Annotated in this window: 12 protein-coding genes, 1 other RNA gene and 1 riboswitch; of the genes, 7 read left to right on the forward strand and 6 right to left on the reverse strand. The window is 72.7% G+C overall.

Translation table 11 applies throughout. The annotated features are described in order from the left end of the window. Positions 1–10: 10 nt before the first annotated feature. Positions 11–2,152 (forward strand): MMPL family transporter, encoded by a 2,142-nt coding sequence (locus tag BCR15_RS00180; protein ID WP_068749421.1) that lies wholly within the window; start codon positions 11–13, stop codon positions 2,150–2,152. A gap of 41 nt (positions 2,153–2,193) precedes the next feature. After that, positions 2,194–3,159: an MDR family oxidoreductase gene (locus tag BCR15_RS00185; protein ID WP_068749422.1), complete on the forward strand. Its 966-nt coding sequence runs from the start codon at positions 2,194–2,196 to the stop codon at positions 3,157–3,159. A gap of 184 nt (positions 3,160–3,343) precedes the next feature. Here the strand turns inward: BCR15_RS00185 and BCR15_RS00190 are convergent, their stop codons facing one another. The 3 genes from BCR15_RS00190 to BCR15_RS00200 all read right to left on the reverse strand — a co-directional run bounded on the left by BCR15_RS00190 (position 3,344) and on the right by BCR15_RS00200 (position 8,361). Then, positions 3,344–4,351 carry an ABC transporter substrate-binding protein gene (locus BCR15_RS00190; RefSeq protein ID WP_068749423.1) on the reverse strand — a complete coding sequence of 336 codons (1,008 nt, stop codon included), beginning with the start codon at positions 4,349–4,351 and terminating at the stop codon, positions 3,344–3,346. After that, positions 4,348–5,187: an ABC transporter permease gene (locus BCR15_RS00195; protein WP_078920198.1), complete on the reverse strand. Its 840-nt coding sequence runs from the start codon at positions 5,185–5,187 to the stop codon at positions 4,348–4,350. Before BCR15_RS00195 ends, BCR15_RS00190 begins: the two co-directional genes overlap by 4 nt. An 84-nt stretch (positions 5,188–5,271) precedes the next feature. Continuing rightward, positions 5,272–5,407: riboswitch (FMN riboswitch) on the reverse strand. A 35-nt stretch (positions 5,408–5,442) separates the two neighbouring features. After that, positions 5,443–8,361 (reverse strand): bifunctional [glutamine synthetase] adenylyltransferase/[glutamine synthetase]-adenylyl-L-tyrosine phosphorylase, encoded by a 2,919-nt coding sequence (locus tag BCR15_RS00200; protein ID WP_068749424.1) that lies wholly within the window; start codon positions 8,359–8,361, stop codon positions 5,443–5,445. 55 nt (positions 8,362–8,416) lie between these two features. On the opposite strand from BCR15_RS00200, the gene BCR15_RS14805 reads away from it, so the two are divergent. Continuing rightward, positions 8,417–8,839, forward strand: coding sequence for a sterol carrier family protein (locus BCR15_RS14805; RefSeq protein ID WP_068749425.1), 423 nt, complete (start codon positions 8,417–8,419; stop codon positions 8,837–8,839). Positions 8,840–8,875: 36 nt separating this feature from the next. On the opposite strand, the gene BCR15_RS00210 is transcribed toward BCR15_RS14805, so the two are convergent. Continuing rightward, a complete protein-coding gene (locus BCR15_RS00210; protein ID WP_068749426.1) occupies positions 8,876–10,168 on the reverse strand; it encodes a glutamine synthetase family protein in 1,293 nt (430 codons plus the stop codon). A 148-nt stretch (positions 10,169–10,316) separates the two neighbouring features. On the opposite strand from BCR15_RS00210, the gene BCR15_RS00215 reads away from it, so the two are divergent. Genes BCR15_RS00215 through BCR15_RS00225 form a run of 3 tightly spaced genes read left to right on the forward strand, consistent with a single transcriptional unit; the run spans position 10,317 to position 12,845 of the window. Continuing rightward, positions 10,317–11,159 (forward strand): DUF2510 domain-containing protein, encoded by an 843-nt coding sequence (locus BCR15_RS00215; RefSeq protein WP_068749427.1) that lies wholly within the window; start codon positions 10,317–10,319, stop codon positions 11,157–11,159. Positions 11,160–11,184: 25 nt separating this feature from the next. Continuing rightward, positions 11,185–12,045, forward strand: a complete 861-nt coding sequence (gene map / locus BCR15_RS00220; protein ID WP_078920193.1) for a type I methionyl aminopeptidase — start codon at positions 11,185–11,187, stop codon at positions 12,043–12,045. Beyond that, positions 12,042–12,845, forward strand: a complete 804-nt coding sequence (locus BCR15_RS00225) for a transglutaminase-like domain-containing protein (protein ID WP_068749428.1) — start codon at positions 12,042–12,044, stop codon at positions 12,843–12,845. The genes map and BCR15_RS00225 overlap by 4 nt, the downstream gene beginning before the upstream one ends. On the opposite strand, the gene BCR15_RS00230 is transcribed toward BCR15_RS00225, so the two are convergent. Beyond that, positions 12,809–13,768 (reverse strand): transglutaminase family protein, encoded by a 960-nt coding sequence (locus BCR15_RS00230; RefSeq protein WP_068749429.1) that lies wholly within the window; start codon positions 13,766–13,768, stop codon positions 12,809–12,811. The two genes, BCR15_RS00225 and BCR15_RS00230, sit on opposite strands and share 37 nt — an antisense overlap. Then, positions 13,768–16,197: a circularly permuted type 2 ATP-grasp protein gene (locus BCR15_RS14505; RefSeq protein WP_068749430.1), complete on the reverse strand. Its 2,430-nt coding sequence runs from the start codon at positions 16,195–16,197 to the stop codon at positions 13,768–13,770. The genes BCR15_RS00230 and BCR15_RS14505 overlap by 1 nt, the downstream gene beginning before the upstream one ends. Before the next feature lie 68 nt (positions 16,198–16,265). Here BCR15_RS14505 and rnpB point away from each other — a divergent pair. Beyond that, positions 16,266–16,632, forward strand: an RNA gene (gene rnpB / locus BCR15_RS00240) — RNase P RNA component class A. The last annotated feature ends 107 nt before the right edge of the window (positions 16,633–16,739 follow it).

The raw sequence follows: 16,739 nt of genomic DNA on the forward strand, positions 1-16,739 counted from the left end.
GGCTGAGCCCGTGTCCACGACCCGTCTCGCGCGCCTCGCGATCCCCGTCCTCCTCATCCTCACCTGGCTCGCCGCGGCGGGGATCGGCGGCCCCTACTTCGGCCGCATCGAGGAGGTGGCCACGAACGACCAGTCGACGTTCCTCCCCACCAGCGCGGAGGCCACCGTCGTCGGCGACCGCTACCTGGACTTCGTCGACTCCTCGACGCTGCCCGCGATCGTGCTGTTCTCCAGCGACGACACCCTCACCCCTGACGTCCTGACCGAGCTTCAGGAGCGCGCCGCGACGCTGGCCGACATCGAGGGCGTCGAGTCGGTCTCCCCGCTCATCCCGTCGGAGGACGGGCTGGCGGCCCAGGTGTTCGCCGGCGTCGACGCCGAGGCCAGCATCGCCGAGGTGGTGGACGTCATCCGCGAGGACCTGCCCGAGGGCCTGCCCGACGGCGTGACCACCTACGTCACCGGCCCGGCCGGGTTCACCGCCGACATCACCGAGGCATTCAGCGGCATCGACGGCCTGCTCCTGGCCGTGGCACTGGCCGTGGTGCTCGTCATCCTGCTGGTGGTGTACCGCTCGCTGATCCTGCCCTTCGCCGTCCTGGCGACCAGCCTGTTCGCGCTCGCGGTCGCGCTGTTGGCCAACTGGTGGCTCGCCAAGGCGGAGATCGTCACCCTCACGGGGCAGACCCAGGGCATCCTCTTCATCCTGGTGATCGGCGCCGCCACCGACTACTCGCTGCTCTACACCGCCCGCTACGCCGAGGAACTCAAGCGCCGCGCGTCCAAGGCCGATGCCACGCGCGCGGCCCTCAAGGGCGTCGTCGAGCCGATCCTCGCCTCCGGCGGCACGGTCATCGCCGGCCTGATGTGTCTGCTCCTCAGCGACCTCGGCTCCAGCCGTTCCCTGGGCCCCGTCGCGGCGATCGGCATCATCTTCGCCATGCTCGCCGCCCTCACCCTGCTGCCGAGCATGCTCTACCTCATGGGCCGTGCGTCGTACTGGCCGCGCCGCCCCCGCTTCGACCCCAACCGCGACGAGGACGCCGAGGTCACCACCGGCATCTACGCGCAGGCCGCCCGCCTGGTCGCCGCCCGGCCGCGCGTCGTCTGGGTCGTGTGTGCGCTCGCCCTCGCCGCGGGGGCCGCATTCGTCCCCACCCTCAAGGCCGACGGCGTGCCGCCCAGCGAGTTCGTCCTGGGCGCCTCCGAGGCCCGCGACGGCCAGGCCGAGCTCGCCGAGCACTTCCCGGCCGGCTCCGGCAATCCGGCCCGCGTCCTCACGGACGAGGCCCGCCTGCAGGAGGTCACCGACCTGCTCCTGTCCTCCGACGGCGTCGACTCCGTCTCCGTCGTGGCCGCCGACTCCCCCGCCGGCACCGCCCCCGTGACGGCCGACGGTGTGCAGCCGCTGGGCTCGCCGGGAACGCCTGCCCCCGCCCCGACCGTCAGCGAGGGCCAGGTCATGCTGCTGGCCACACTGGCCGACGCCCCGGACAGCGACGAGGCCGGCGACACCGTCCGCGCCCTCCGCGCAGACCTCGACGGCCGAGCGCAGATCGGCGGCGAGACCGCCACCAACATCGACACCCGCGACACCTCCATCCGCGACCGCAACCTCATCATCCCCCTGGTGCTGGTGGTGATCCTGCTCATCCTCATCGTGCTGCTGCGCAGCGTGCTGGCCCCGGTACTGCTCATCCTCACCACGGTCTTGTCGTTCGGCACGGCCATGGGGACGGCGGCGCTGGTGTTCAACCACGTGCTGGACCTGCCCGGCGCGGACCCGTCGGTGCCGCTCTACGGGTTCGTGTTCCTGGTGGCGCTCGGCATCGACTACAACATCTTCCTCATGACCCGCGTGCGGGAGGAGTCGCTCGTCCACGGCACCCGCCCCGGCATCCTCCGCGGCCTCGCAGTGACCGGCGGCGTCATCACCTCGGCCGGCCTGGTGCTTGCCGCCACGTTCGCCGCCCTCGCCGTCCTGCCCATCCTCTTCCTGCTGCAGCTGGCCTTCATCGTGGCGTTCGGCGTCCTGGTCGACACGTTCCTGGTCCGGACGCTGCTCGTGCCCGCGCTCAGCTACGACATCGGCCCGCGCATCTGGTGGCCGGCGCGTCTCGAGGCCGACCGGGCGGCGCACGCCGCCGAGTAACCCCAGGTGGACCCGCCGCCGCGACCCCCTAGGCTGGGGGCATGCGTGGAATCGTGGTGCGGGACAGCGGAGTGGCTCTCGAGGACGGATGCGAGGAACTCCTCGCCGATGAGGGAGTCCTCGTCGAGGTGGTCTATTCCGACCTCAACTACAAGGACGCGTTGGCCGTCACCGGCCGCCCTGGTGTGGTCCGGCAGAAGCCGCTCATCGCCGGCATCGATCTGGTCGGCCGCGTCGTCGAGTCGGCGGACGAGCGCTGGACACCGGGACAGTGGCTGGTGCTCAACGGCGCCGGGCTCTCGGAGACCAGGCACGGCGGGTACGCCGAGCTGGCCAGGGCCGACGCCGACCTCGCCGTCCCCGTGCCCGACGGACTCACCCCGGAGCGGGCCGCCGCACTCGGCACCGCCGGCTACACGGCGGCACTCGCGGTGCTGCGCCTGGTCATGGACGGCGTGTCGCCGGACTCTGGCCCGGTGCTGGTCACCGGCGCGACGGGCGGCGTGGGGTCCGTCGCGGTGATGCTGCTCGCGGCCGCCGGGTTCGACGTCGCTGCGCTGACCGGCCGCGAGGACCGGTTCGGCGACTACCTGCGGGACCTGGGGGCCAGCTCGATCGTCGGGCGCCAGGCGCTGGGCGAGCCGGGGCGGCCGCTGCAGAAGGCGCTCTATGCCGGGGTCGTCGACTCCGTGGGCGGGCAGGTCCTCGCCAACGCCATCGCGCAGACGCAGCCCCACGGCGTGGTCACCGCCTGCGGGTTGGCGGCATCACCCGATCTTCCCGCGACGGTGATGCCGTTCATCCTGCGCGGCGTGACCCTGGCGGGGATCGACTCGGTGTGGGCAGGCGTCGAGGACCGCGCGGACGCGTGGCGCGTGCTGGCCCGGGGCGTCGACCTGGACCAGCTCGACCAGATGACCGACCGGGTGGGCCTCGACGGAGTGATTGCCGCGGGCGAAGAGCTGCTGGCCGGCAAGCGGCACGGCCGCACGCTCGTCGAGATCTGAGGACCGCGGTCCCGGTCTGCGGGAGGGTCGCGTCACGACCCTTCGAGACGATCGGCGCTAGCGCGCCGACCTCCTCAGGGGCCGGAACACGACGATCCAGACTCCGCGCCGACCTCCTCACATATCGCTCCCTGAGGAGGCCCGGCCGCGCAGCGGCGCCGGCCGTCTCGAAGGGTCGTCACCGTCAGGACAGGTCCAGCTCGACGTACGCCTGCTCGGGTGCCCGCTCGATGATGCCCGCCTCGACGAGGAACTCCGCCATCCGGGCGAACGCGTCGGTGTCCAGCGACACGTCGACGGCCCCGCCCCGGGTCCACAGCTCGGTGGTCGCGGCCAACACCCGCGCCGCGGACTCCCGCTGCGCGGGGTCACTCAGCGCCGGCACCTGCTCCGCCGTCGCGTCGAGGGCGGCCTCCGGGTCCGCGATGACGGCCTCCTCGGCCTCCCTCATCCCACGGGCCACGGCGGCGAGCACGTCGTCGGACACCTCGGTCCCGACCGTGACCAGGCTCGGCCCGACAAGCCGGGGCGACGCGGGATCCGAGATGGGGATCGAGAGCACGGACTCCCCCTGCGCCCGCAGCTGGACCAGCTCGTTGTTGCGGAACCCCATGATGAAGTCCACCTGCCGGGCGGCCAGCGCGCTGAGCTGCGTGTAGCCGATGTCCATCAGTGTCACGTCGTCCTCCGTGAGTCCCGCCTCGTGGATGGCGGCGAGCGCCGCGTAGTAGCTGGATCCGTAGTGGCCAGGGATGCCGAGCGTCCGGCCGGCGAGGACGGCCAACCCGTCGTCGGCGGACAGCCCGAGGTCGCCTCCGCCCATGACCTCCAGCGGGTAGGTCTGGTAGCTGGTGGCGAACGTGCGCAGGTCCTGCCCGGCGGCCGCGGCGACCATCGCCTCGTCCGCGGACGCGAACACCACGTGTTCCTCTCGGGCGAGCACGGCACCGAAGACGTCCTCCTGCTGGCCGTGGTGCCGCAGCGTCACGTCGAGTCCCTGCTTGGCGAACAGTCCCTCGGCCACGCCTAGGTAGAAGGCGCTGAACTGCACGTTGGGGATGTAGGTGAGTCCGACGGTGAGCTTGCCGTCGGCGGACGGCGACGCGGCCGGCGAGGCGCCGGAGCAGGCGGCGAGACCGGTGGCACCGGCGGCGGCGAGCCCGCCCAGCAGAACGGAACGGCGGCTGATCATGTGGTTTCTCCTTGGAGTCGGGCGACGGCGGCTCGTTCCAGGGCGTGGACGAGGCCGTGCAGGGTGAGGGCGGTGAGGCTGATCCACGCGACGACGGCGAACAGGCCGGCCGTGTCGGCCGCCTCGCGGGTGAGGGTGAGGAGCGTGCCGAGGCCGGCGCCGCCCATGACGAGCTCGCCCACCACGGCCCCGGTCATGGTGAGCACCACGCCCCCGCGGACGCCCGCGAGGATGGCGGGCGCGGCCATGGGTCCTTCGATGTGGACGAGGCGCTGCCAGGCACCGGCCCCGTCGAGCAGCGCGTTCTCGACGACGCGCATGTCGAGCGACCGGAGTCCGACCACTGTGGTGGTGACCATGGGGAAGAACGCGATGATGGCGCACAGGACCGCGATGGGCACGGTGCCGTAGCCGATCCACAGCACGAGCAGGGGCGCGATCGCGACGAGCGGCACGGTCTGGGAGATGGCGACAAAGGGTTCGACGACGGCGGCGAACAGCCGCGAGTGCGTGATGACCACGCCGAGCGGGAGGGCGACCGCGACCGCGATGAGCGCGCCGAGGAGTGCGGCGCCCAGCGTCGGCGCCAGGTAGCGCCAGGCGACGCCGGTGGTCAGCTGCGTGCCCATCCTGGCGACGACGTCGAGGGGGTTGGGCAGGTAGAGCGGGGCGATGAGGCCGCCGGCCGTGACCGCCCACCACAGCAGCAGCACGCCGCCGAGGGCGGCCGCCGCCGGCTTCCACCGTCCGGCGGAGGGGCGGGTGCGCGCGGGATAGGCCGACCACACGCCCAGGTGGGCGAGGCTGCGGGCCCTGCGGCGCTCCTCAAGGGTCATATCGTCCCGGTCCTTCGTCAGGTCCGGGGTACGCGCAGGTACGACGGCTGAATGCGCGCACCTTCAGTGCGCGCGCCGTCGCGCAAGCGTGTTGCCTCCCATCCAGACTTTGACTGTCGGTCTCGGAATTTCACCGAGTCAACCCGTTGGCCCATGCGGGCCGCGGGGGTCGCGGACTATCACCGCCGGTTCGGACTTTCACCGACCCCGGAACACGTTTGCGGCGATCCTAGCACCCGGCCGCGGCGGCCCCGCTCAGCCCTTCCAGAACACGGCGTCGACGACGTCGCCCGCTCGGCGCAGGAGGCGGCGGGTGTCGTCGAGGAGCCGGGAGGCCTCCCCTGGTCCGTACCCCAGCAGCACGGAGATCGCGGCGAGCTCACGGAAGTCCGCGGGCAGCGCGTCCCCGGCGCGGCCGCGCACGAGCATGATGGCGTCGCGCAGGGAGCTGGCCCGGACCCACGCCTCCTCGAGACGCACAGCCTGGCCCTGCGGCAGGAGTTCGAGCTGCGCCAGCAGCCGCAGCGCCGGCAGCGTCGACGTCGTCCGTAGCCCGGGGTGATCGTAGGCGTGCCGCAGCTGCAGCAGCTGCACGGTCCACTCGACGTCCGACAACCCTCCCGGCCCGAGCTTCAGATGCCGTTCGCGCGGCACACCCTTGGGGATGCGCTCGGTCTCCATCCGCGACTTCAGCCTCCGGATCTCGCCCACCTGCTCCCGGGTGAGGCCACCCTCGGGATAGCGGAACCCCTCGACGGCGTCGAGGACCGCCTCGGCGAGCGCCCGGTCCCCCGCCCCGGGCCGCGCCCGCAGCAGCATCTGCGCCTCCCAGGTGGAGGCCCACTTCCCGTAGTACGCCGCGTACGACGACACCGTCCGCGCCTGGGGGCCGCCCTTGCCCTCGGGGCGCAGGTCCGTGTCGATGACCAGCGCCGGGTCCGGTCCGGGCTTGCCGATGATCTCGGTGGCGTAGCGGATCAGCTCCGTCGCGCGCGTCAGGTCCTCCCCCTCCGTGCCGTCGGCGACGACGAACATGCAGTCCGCGTCGGAGGCGTACCCCATCTCGCGGCCGCCCCACCGGCCCAGCGCGATGACCCCCACCTCGGGCGCGGTGACGCGCCGCCGCGCGACCTGCAACCCGGCGTCGACGGTGGCCGACGCCAGGTCACTCAGGGCCGTGCCGACGGCGGCCAGGTCGGCCAGCCCCAGCACGTCGCTGAGCGCGATCCGGCACAGCTCCGCCCGGCGCAGCGCCCGCACGGACGCGACGGCCTTGTCCGGGTCGTCCTGGCGGGCGGCCGCCCGCGTCATGGCCTCCGTCAGCTCCTCGGCGGTGCGGGGGCGCAGGTCGTCGTTGCCCGCCAGCATCTGGATGTGGTCGGGGTTGCGCTTGAGCAGGTCGACGACGTAGCGGCTCGTCGACGCGATGCGCGCCAGCCGGTGCGCCATGTAGCCCTCGTCGCGCAGCGTCCGCAGGTACCACGACGTGGTGCCCAGCGCCTCGGACAGCTGCCGGAACGCCAGCAGGCCGAAGTCGGGGTTCGGCCCCTCGGCGAACCACTCCAGCATCGCCGGCAACAGCTGCCGCTGGATCTCGGCGCGACGGTCGGTGCCTCGAATGAGGGACTGGATGTGCCCCAGCGCCGCCTGCGGGTCCGCGAAGCCCAGCGCGTGCATGCGGGTGGTCGCGGCCTCCGGCGTCAGCCGCAGCCCCTCGGCGGGGACGTGGCTGACGGCGTCGAGCAGCGGCGAGAAGAAGATGCGCTGCTGCAGCCGGCGCACGCGACGCGTGGAGTCGCGCCACCGGGCCCGCAGCTCGTCCGACGTCAAGCCCAGCGACCTGGCCACGTGGCTCAGCGCCGTCTCGTCGTCGGGCACGAGGTGCGTGCGCCGCAGCCGTCGCAGCTGGACGCGGTGCTCCAGCGCTCGCTGGAAGCGGTAGGCGTCGGCCATCTCGGCGCCGTCGGCGCGGCCGATGTAGCCGCTGCCCACCAGCGCCCGCAGCCCCGAGAACGTCCCCCGCACGCGGAGCCGTTCGTCGGCGCGGCCGTGCACGAGCTGCAGCAGTTGCACGGAGAACTCGGTGTCGCGGAGCCCACCCGAGCCGAGCTTGATCTCGACCTCGGCCTGCTTGGCGGGGATGAGGGAGATGACGCGCTCGCGCATCGCGCGGACCTCGGCCAGGAACTCCGGCCGCTCCCCCGCCTGCCACACCATGGGCCAGACGAGGTCGACGAACGCCTGGCCGAGGGCCAGGTCTCCGGCTGCCGGCCGCGCCTTCAGCATGGCCTGGAACTCCCAGTTCTTCGCCCACCGCTCGTAGTAGGCGCGGCAGCTCGCCAGCGTGCGGACCAGCGGACCGGCCTTTCCCTCGGGGCGCAGCGCAGAGTCGACCTGCCAGATCGTGCCCTCCGCGGTGTGGGCGGAGCAGAGCCGAGCCTGGGCTGCGGCGAGGCGGGTGGCGACGGTGACCGCCTCCTCCGCGTCCGCGCCGTCGGCCGGCTCGGCAACGTAGAGCACGTCGACGTCGGAGATGTAGTTGAGCTCCTCGGCGCCTGTCTTGCCCAGCGCCAGGACGGCGAGTCGGGCCTTCTCCCATCCGGGGACCTCGGCGCGGGCGTACGCCAGCGACAGCTCGAGTACGGCGTCGGCGACGTGGGCCAGCTCGCGCGCGATGTCGTCGGCGACGGCGAGCGGGTCCGGGGCACCGAGGTCGCGGGCGGCGATGGCGATGAGCGCGACGCGGTTGGCCAGGCGCAGGGCGTCGCCGTTGCCGGAGGCGACACCGTCGACAGGTTCGACGCGCGCGGTGAAGAAGTCCAGCCACCCGTCGCGGCCGCGCGGTCCCGGCTCCTCGCGGAGGATCTCGGCCTCCTCCGGGTGGCGCACCAGCGTCTGCGCCAGCACGGACGAGCCGCCGAGCACCAGCACGACCCGACCCAGCCAGGCGGGGTCGGCCGCGATGCGGTCGAAGAGCGCGGGGTCCGCCGACGAGATGCGCTCCAGGGAGTCCAGCGCCAGGTCCCGGTCTGCGACGGGTTCGAAGATGGCCAGGTCGAGCGGCGGGTCACCGTCGATGCGCCGCTGCCACTTCTCCCAGATCGCGGCGCTGGCCGTGGCCGAGTCGAAGCCGCGGCGGGCGAACTCCCCCGTCTGCGACTGGTACCTGCTCACCGGCCCAGACTAGCCACGGGCGGCACCCGGCAGGGGCGGATATCCTGGGGCGGCCATGTTCAAGCCCACCCCAGCCGTCGTCGCCGCGCTCCGGGAACGCCTCGGCGCCGCGGACCCGGCGCTCGACGCCGAACTCGCCCGACGCCGCCCGAACCTCACGCGCCTGCTGCTGCGCGCGGCCGCCGATGCCGAGCCGCTGCCCCGCGAACTGCTCGCCGCGGTCTGCCGCGCCGGCTGCGGCCTGCTGGGCGAACGCCACCCGGGTCCGACGATCGAGGTGCGCGTCCCGCCGTACGCCGCGGTGCAGATCGGCTTCGGCACCGGACCGGTGCACACGCGCGGCACTCCGCCCAACGTCGTGGAGATGTCGCCGGAGACGTTCGTCGGGCTGGCCACCGGCCGGCTCTCCTGGGGCGACGCCCGGATCAACGCGTCGGGCGCGCACGCAGCCGAGGCCGCCCGCGCCTTCCCGCTCTGACCTCCGCCCGGCCAGCCGCCCGGCGGGCGCGGCCGGTCACATCACGCGGATGTGCCGGTCCAGCTCCCAGGGCGTGACCTGCTTGCGGTAGGCCGCGAACTCCTCGTGCTTGTTGCGCAGGAAGTACTCGAACACGTGCTCGCCCAGCGTCTCGGCGACCAGCTCGCTCTCCTCCATGAGGCGCAGGGCCTCGTCGAGGTTCCGCGGCAGCTCCCGGATGCCGATGGCCTGCCGCTCACGGTCGGTGAGGCGCCACACGTCGTCCTCGGTCTCCTCCGGCAGCGGGTACTCCTCCTCGATGCCCTTGAGGCCCGCGTTGAGCATGACGGCATACGCGAGGTACGGATTGACAGCGGCGTCCACGGCCCGGTACTCGATGCGCGCCGACGACGTCTTGCCGGGCGTGAACTGCGGGATGCGGATGAGCGCCGACCGGTTGGCGCGCCCCCAGCAGGCGTACGACGGGGCCTCGCCGCCGCCGATGAGCCGCTTGTACGAGTTGACCCACTGGTTGGTGACGGCCGTGATCTCCGGAGCGTGCCGCAGCAGGCCGGCGATGAACTGCTTGGCGGTCTTCGACAGGTTGTACTCGTCGGTGGCGTCGTAGAAGGCGTTGGTGTCGCCCTCGAACAGCGACATGTGCGTGTGCATGCCCGAGCCCGGGTGCTCCGAGAAGGGCTTGGGCATGAAGGAGGCGTGGATGCCCTGGCTCACCGCCACCTCGCGGATCACCACCCGGAAGGTCATGACGTTGTCCGCCATCGTCAGCGCGTCGGCGTAGCGCAGGTCGATCTCATGCTGGCCGGGCGCCGCCTCGTGGTGGCTGAACTCCACCGAGATGCCCATCTGCTCCAGCATCGTGATGGCGTCGCGACGGAAGTCAGTGCCGTCGCCCAGCGTCGTGTGGTCGAAGTAGCCGCCCTCGTCCAGCGGGACCGGCGGCATGAGGGAGCGCAGCAGGAAGAACTCGATCTCGGGGTGGATGTAGAACGTGAAGCCCATGGAGCCGGCCTTCTGCAGGGCCCGCTTGAGCACGAACCGCGGGTCGGCGAAGCTGGGCGACCCGTCCGGCAGCTTGATGTCGCACAGCATCCGGGCGGTCGACCGGCCGGACTGCCGCCACGGCAGCACCTGGAAGGTCGACGGGTCCGGGTGGGCGACCATGTCCGATTCGTAGACACGCGCGAACCCCTCAATCGCCGAGCCGTCGAAGCCCACGCCCTCCGCGATGGCGCCCTCCACCTCGGCGGGCGCGATGGCGACCGACTTCAGCGACCCCAGCACGTCGGTGAACCAGAGCCGCACGAAACGGATGCCGCGTTCCTCCATCGAGCGAAGGACGAACTCAGTCTGCCTATCCATGCCCCCAGTCTGCCCGCACTCCGCCGTTTCCGCATGTCGTCCCATGCTTCAACCGCGCGTGGCGGGCGCCGGGGCGCGGTCGAAGGGGCCCCGGCGAGCACCTACGATGGAACGCATGGCAGAGCCGGGGTGGTACGCGGATCCGACGGCGCCCCAGGGTCGGCGCTACTGGGACGGCCGACGCTGGGTCGACGACCCGCCGCGGCAGGGCCGCGGCATGACGACGTGGCTCGTCGTCGCCCTGCTCGTCGTGGCCACCGTCGTCGGAGCCATGATCCTCTTCCCGCGCGGCGCCAACCCGTTCGCCGCCACGCCCGAGGACCCGCGGTCCGCCCGCCCGACCGGCACGCAGTGGAACGAACTCGAAACCTCAGAGACGCCCACCCCCGAACCGGTGGAGAGCGGCTTCGGGGAGCCCATCGAGTGCCCCTCCACCCTGCAGGACCCGCGCAGCGAGATCGTCGACGGCCGCCTGCACGGCGGCGGCCTGTCGATCGAGCCGCCCGACGGCCGGGGCTGGGTGGACTCCCCCGCCTGGATCGCGTGGCTGCACGACTCCAACGGCATGATCCGCGACATCGCGCCGGGCTGGATGAGCAACGTCAACGTCGGCTATATCAAGGTCTCCGACGGCTTCTCCCCCGTGATGAGCGTGGCCGCCGAGCAGTTCGTCACCTGCATGGCGTCGTCGGGCATGTTCTTCGGCTTCGAGCGGCGCGAGATCCTCATCAACCAGGACTACGTGGTGTCCGACCGCATCGGCTGGCGCCTCACGTCGAACATCTACGTCAACAACCAGCGCCACAACGGCATTGAGGGCGACGTCGTCGACATCATCATCGTGCCCACCGACGACGAGGACCGCTTCGCCGTCTACGTCTCGTGCGTGACCATCGGGCACGAGGAGAACCAGCGCGAGGTGGACCGGTCCCTGGCGTCGCTGCGCTTCGACGGCTGAGCCCGCGCCAGTAGACTGGCGGATCGTGAGCCTCGTGACCCCGCACCCCATCACCCCGCTGCGCGACGTGCCGCGGAGCATCCCGCGCCCCGAGTACGTCGGGCGGCCGGCGCCCAAGCGCTACACCGGCTCGGACGTGCAGACGGCCGAGACCATCGAGAAGATGCGGGTCGCCGGGCGCATCGCGTCGGAGGCCATGTACGAGGCGGCCAAGGCCATCGCCCCGGGCGTCACGACGGACGAGCTCGACGCCGTCGCGCACGAGTACATGCTCGACCACGGCGCCTACCCGTCGGCGCTGGGCTACCGCGGCTTCCCCAAGTCGATCTGCACGTCGGTCAACGAGGTCGTGTGCCACGGCATCCCCGACCTGCGCCGGCTCGAGGACGGCGACCTGGTCAAGATCGACGTGACCGCGTACAAGGACGGCGTCCACGGCGATAACTGCGGCACGTTCTACTGCGGCGACGTCGACGAGGAGTCGCGGCTCCTGACCGAGCGCACGCTCGAGTCCCTCAACCGCGCCATCAAGGCCGTCCGGCCCGGGCGCCCCATCTCGGTGATCGGGCGCGTCATCGAGTCCTACGCCAAGCGCTTCGGCTACGGCGTCGTGCGCGACTACACCGGCCACGGCGTCCACAGCGTCTTCCACTCCGGCCTCGTGGTGCTGCACTACGACGAGCCGCGGATGACCACCGTCATGCAGCCCGGCATGACGTTCACCATCGAGCCGATGCTCACCCTCGGCACGCACGAGACCGACGTCTGGGACGACGACTGGACGGTGGTGACCACCGACAAGTCGCGGGTCGCGCAGTGGGAGCACACCATCGTCGTCACCGACGACGGCGCGGAGATCCTGACGCTGCCGGGCACCGCCGAGTGACCGTCCGTCACGCCTCCAGCCGCCTCGAGGTGGAGGTCAGCGCACCGGCGCACCTCGTGTTCTCGGTCGCGGTGAGCAGCGACTACCCGGACATCGAGGAGGAGCTGACCTTCCGCGTCGGGGACCGCGAGGTCGAGGCCGAGGAGCTCATCGCCCCGTCCGGCAGCCGGCTGCACCGCATCCGCGAGGCTCCGGTCGGCACGCTGCACGTCGACTACCGGGCCACGGTCGCGTCCCCCTCGCCGGAGGCGGAGATCCAGGGCATCGACGAGATCCTCTACACCCGCCCGTCGCGCTACTGCGACTCCGACCGGCTCGCCAACCTCAGTCACACCCACTTCGCGGGGCTCACCGGCTACGAGTTGATGAGCGCAGTGACGCAGTGGGTGCGCACCAAGGTCACCTACCGGCCCGGATCGAGCCGGGTCGTCGACGGCGCCCTCGAGACATACCTGAGCCGCGCCGGCGTGTGCCGCGACTCCGCGCACCTCGTGGTCGCGTTCCTCCGCGGCCTCAACATGCCCGCCCGGCTCGTCTCGGTCTACGCGCCGGGCCTGCGGCCCATGGACTTCCACGCCGTCGCGGAGGCGTACCACGACGGGCGCTGGTATCTGCTCGACGCCACGGGTCTCGCGCCGCGGCAGCCCATGGTGCGCATCTGCACCGGCCGCGACGCCGCCGACACGGCGTTCATGACCACCCTGGGCGGCCGCACGCGGCTGACGCGCCTCGCCGTGGACGCCTCCGTCGACGGCGACCTGCCCTACGACGACAGGTTCAGCTTCGTCACGCTCACCTGAGGGACCTCGTCGCCGTCCATCGCGACGACGTCGACCCCGACGCTGAGCCGGGACGTCGCGGCCTCGGTCACGATGACGCCGCGCAGCGGCGACACGTCGGCGTAGTCGCGGCCCCAGGCGGTGACGATGTAGCGGGAGTCGGCGAACTGGCCGTTGGTCGGGTCGATGTCCACCCAGGTGCCGTCGGGCGCCAGGGCCGACAGCCAGGCGTGCGAGGCGTCGGCGCCCTCCAGCTTCTCGGTGCCGGGCGCCGGGACCGTCTCGATGTACCCCGAGACGTAGCGGGCAGGGATACCCAGCCACCGCAGCACCGCCAGCGCGACGTGCGTGAAGTCCTGGCAGACGCCGGCGCGCAGCTGGAGCAGCTCGTCGACGGTGGTGCGCACCGACGTGACGCCCGGACGGTAGGCGAAGTCCCGCCGGATGCCGGCGGTCAGCTCCGCCAGCGCCGCGCCGAACCCGAGGTCCGGGGCGACGACGGTCTCGGCGTAGGCGGCCAGCCCGCCGGCGTCCGCGACCCGCGCCATGCGCGAGGGCAGCCCGAACATCGCCCGGTCCAGGCGGAACGCCGCCGTGTCGGCGAGTGCCCGCGACGCCGCCTGAAGAGTCCACCGGTCCAGGGCCGCCATGTCGACCTCCGGCCAGGACACGTCGACGACGGCCTCCTTCACCACCTCCAGGTGCGTGTGGGGGTAGTGGATCTCCAGGAAGTGCGACTCGTTGCCGAACCGGTCCACGTGCCGGGTGTGCAGCAGAGGGCCGGGCGTGACGCGCAGCCCCTCGGCGCGGACCTGCTGTGACGGCGTGTCGCGGGGGGTGAGGAATCCACGCTCGTAGCACTGCGTCACCGGCTCCGGGTACTCGTAGCTGGTGCGGTGCTTGACGAAGTAGCGGCGTGGGCCGAGGTGCTGGGTTTTCTGCATCAGTGCTCCTCCGCCGGGCCCGACCACCAGTCCGACAGCGTCGCGCGCCGCGGGGCCGACCGGGTGAGGTGCCGGCGGTGCAGGGCGTCGGCCAGGTCGCGCAGTGCCGCCTGCCAGACGACGGCGGCGTCCACGACGCGGTCCCGCGGGCCGGCGAAGAGCTCCTCCAGGTCGGAGGCGGCCAGTCCCCAGGCCAGCTCGTCCGCGCGCGTCGCGAGCTCGTCGTCGCCCACCAGGCCCAGGTCCTCGGCGAGCCGGTCCATCTGGTAGGCGGCGGACCTGGGGTTGGTGCGGTCGGCCAAGAGCAGTTGGGCGGCCGCCACCGCCGGGCGGTCATGTGCCTCGCCCGATGCCGCACGGCGGCGGTACGTGATGGCCGACTCGCAGGCGGCGAGCAGCGACTCGGCCACCTGGTTCTCGACGACGAGCGCCCGGGACACCCCGAACGCGTGCTGGACCAGCGCGACGGTCCGCTGCGCGCGCTCCAGCCGGGTGCCGGCGTCGACGAAGGCCCACGTGACGTCACGGGTGAGGCTCTCGGCGTTGATGCCCGCGACGGCGAGGGTCTGCGTGACGACGTCGCCCAGCACCCCGGCGAGGTCGTGGCGGCGGGGGGCGCCGGCCACGAGCCGCTCCAGCCGGCTGAGCACGTGCCACACGTCGCCCGACATGATGTCCGGGACCTGGTTGGCCGCGTCGACGAGGCGGCGCACGGAGTGCGCGACCGTCCCGGTGGTGGCCGTCCGCGACATCGCGTGCCGGAGGTGGGTCAGGGCGGCGGTGACGTCGCCGCTGGACAGCTCGAGCCCCGTCAGACGCTCGCCGGCGTCGAGCATGGCGGCGAGGGTCTGCGCCCCCCGCGACCCCGGCCGGCGCCCGTGGTCCTGGGCGAGGTCGGCGGCGACCCGGAGCAGGCGGGCGGTGCCGTCTGCCCGCTCGGCGTAGCGCCCGAACCACACGAGGTTGTCGGCCACGCGTGGCGCGGGAGCCTGGACGCGCTGCACCACGGCGCCGCCGCCGTCGAACGTGCGCGCCCACGTCTCCTGCGCCTCCGCCGGGTCGAGGACCCACACGTCCTTGGCGAGGGCGCCGTCGGCCGACGCGATGCGGAAGTCCGGGCCGCGGGCCGCACGGGCCAGCCCGCCGGGCAGGAACACGTGCTCGCCGTCGACGCGGGCACCGAAGGTGCGCACGACGACGCGGCGCGGCTCGAGGCCGTGGTCGCCGACGACGGGCTCGGTCGAGAGCTCGACCGGCGCCTGGCCGCACCAGGCCCACGGCTCGGCGGCGATCCGGGCGCGGACGGCGTCGCGGCCGGCGGCGTCGAGTTCCCAGCCGGCGCGGCTCGGGGCGCGGTCGCGGTTGATGGGTTTGATCACGAGGGAGTCGAGGTGCGTCAGCACATGGCTGCGCTGGGCCGGATCGCCGCACCACCACGTCTCCGGGGTGGCCAGCGCGAGGTCCTCACCCAGCAGCTGCGGCGCCAGGGCGGGCAGCAGCCCCAGCAGGGCCGGGTTCTCCACCACGCCGCTGCCCAGCGGGTTGAGCGTGGCCACCGTGCCCAGCCGCGCGGCCTCGAGCAGGCCCGCAACGCCCAGCTGGGAGTCGCTGCGGAACTCGAGGGGGTCGGCCAGATCCGACGGCACGCGGCGCAGGATGACGTCGACCAGCGCGCGACCCTCGGCAGACGTGAGCCACACCTGTCCGTCGCGGACTAGCAGGTCTTCGGCCTCGACGAGGGTGTAGCCCAGGAGCGTGGCGAGGAAGCCCTGCTCGTAGGCCGTCTCGTCGGCGGCGCCGGACCAGAGCAGCACGCCGCGCGGCGTGTGGTCCGTGCGGGGTGCGGCCTGCTGGACGCCGGCCCGCATCGCCGAGAAGAACGAGCGCATCCGCGCGGGAGGCGCGTCGTGGTGCAGGTCGGCCATGACGCGGGTGGTGAGGCGCCGGGTCGCCATGGCGTAGCCGACGCCGGCGGGCGCGTCGGCACGGTCGGCGAGGACGAGCCACGTGCCCGTCGCGGCGTCGCGGCCGACGTCGGTCGCCAGCAGCGGGAGCCAGCCCTCGCCGGGCGCCGGGACGCCCGCGGCACGGTGGAGGAACCCGGGATGGCCCCACACGGCCTCGGCCGGGACGGCGCCGGAGCTGAGGAGGCGCTGCTCGCCGTAGAGGTCGCCCAGCACCAGGTCCAGCAGGCGCGCCCGCTGGGCCAGCCCCGCCTCCAGGGTGGCCCACTCCTCCGCTTGCAGCAGCAGGGGCAGCGGGTCGATCGACCAGTGGCGCCCGCCCTCGCCGCCGTATCGGATGCCCTCGTCCTCGACGAGCCGGACCAGCTCGGTGCGGGCGGCGGCCAGCCCGTCGGCGCCGAGCCGCTCCACGGCGTCGACGACGGCGCTGATGCCGACGCTCGGGCCTTCGGTCGGGACGGTCACGCCCGTAACCCTAGCGCCCGGCGGCGGGGCGGCGGGCCGGCGCGACAGCCGGTACCATGGGGGGCGGACGAGTCGGCCAGATGATCGCGGCCACTTCGGTGGCTGAGGAAAGTCCGGACTCCACAGAGCAGGGTGGTGGGTAACGCCCACCCGGGGTGACCCGCGGGACAGTGCCACAGAAAACAGACCGCCTGGCGACAGGTAAGGGTGAAACGGTGGTGTAAGAGACCACCAGCGCTCCAGGTGACTGGGGCGGCTCGGTAAACCCCACTCGGAGCAAGACCAAGAAGGCCGGTCTTCGGACCGGCCGCGGACGCCGATCGAGCGCTGCTCGCGCGAGGCGCCCGGGTAGGTCGCATGAGCCCGTCGGCAACGGCGGGCCTCAGATAGATGATCATCCGTCGACAGAATCCGGCTTACCGGCCGACTCGTCCACCACTCCCGCCTCCCGTGTCAGGTTTCGCCGAGACTACCCGGCAGAACCTGACACTGAGTGACCCCGTGTTGTCCGATCGGAGGCCTGTGTTGTCCGGGCGGTGCTG

Source organism: Tessaracoccus lapidicaptus, from assembly GCF_001693815.1.
In the GTDB taxonomy this organism is placed as follows: domain Bacteria; phylum Actinomycetota; class Actinomycetes; order Propionibacteriales; family Propionibacteriaceae; genus Arachnia; species Arachnia lapidicapta.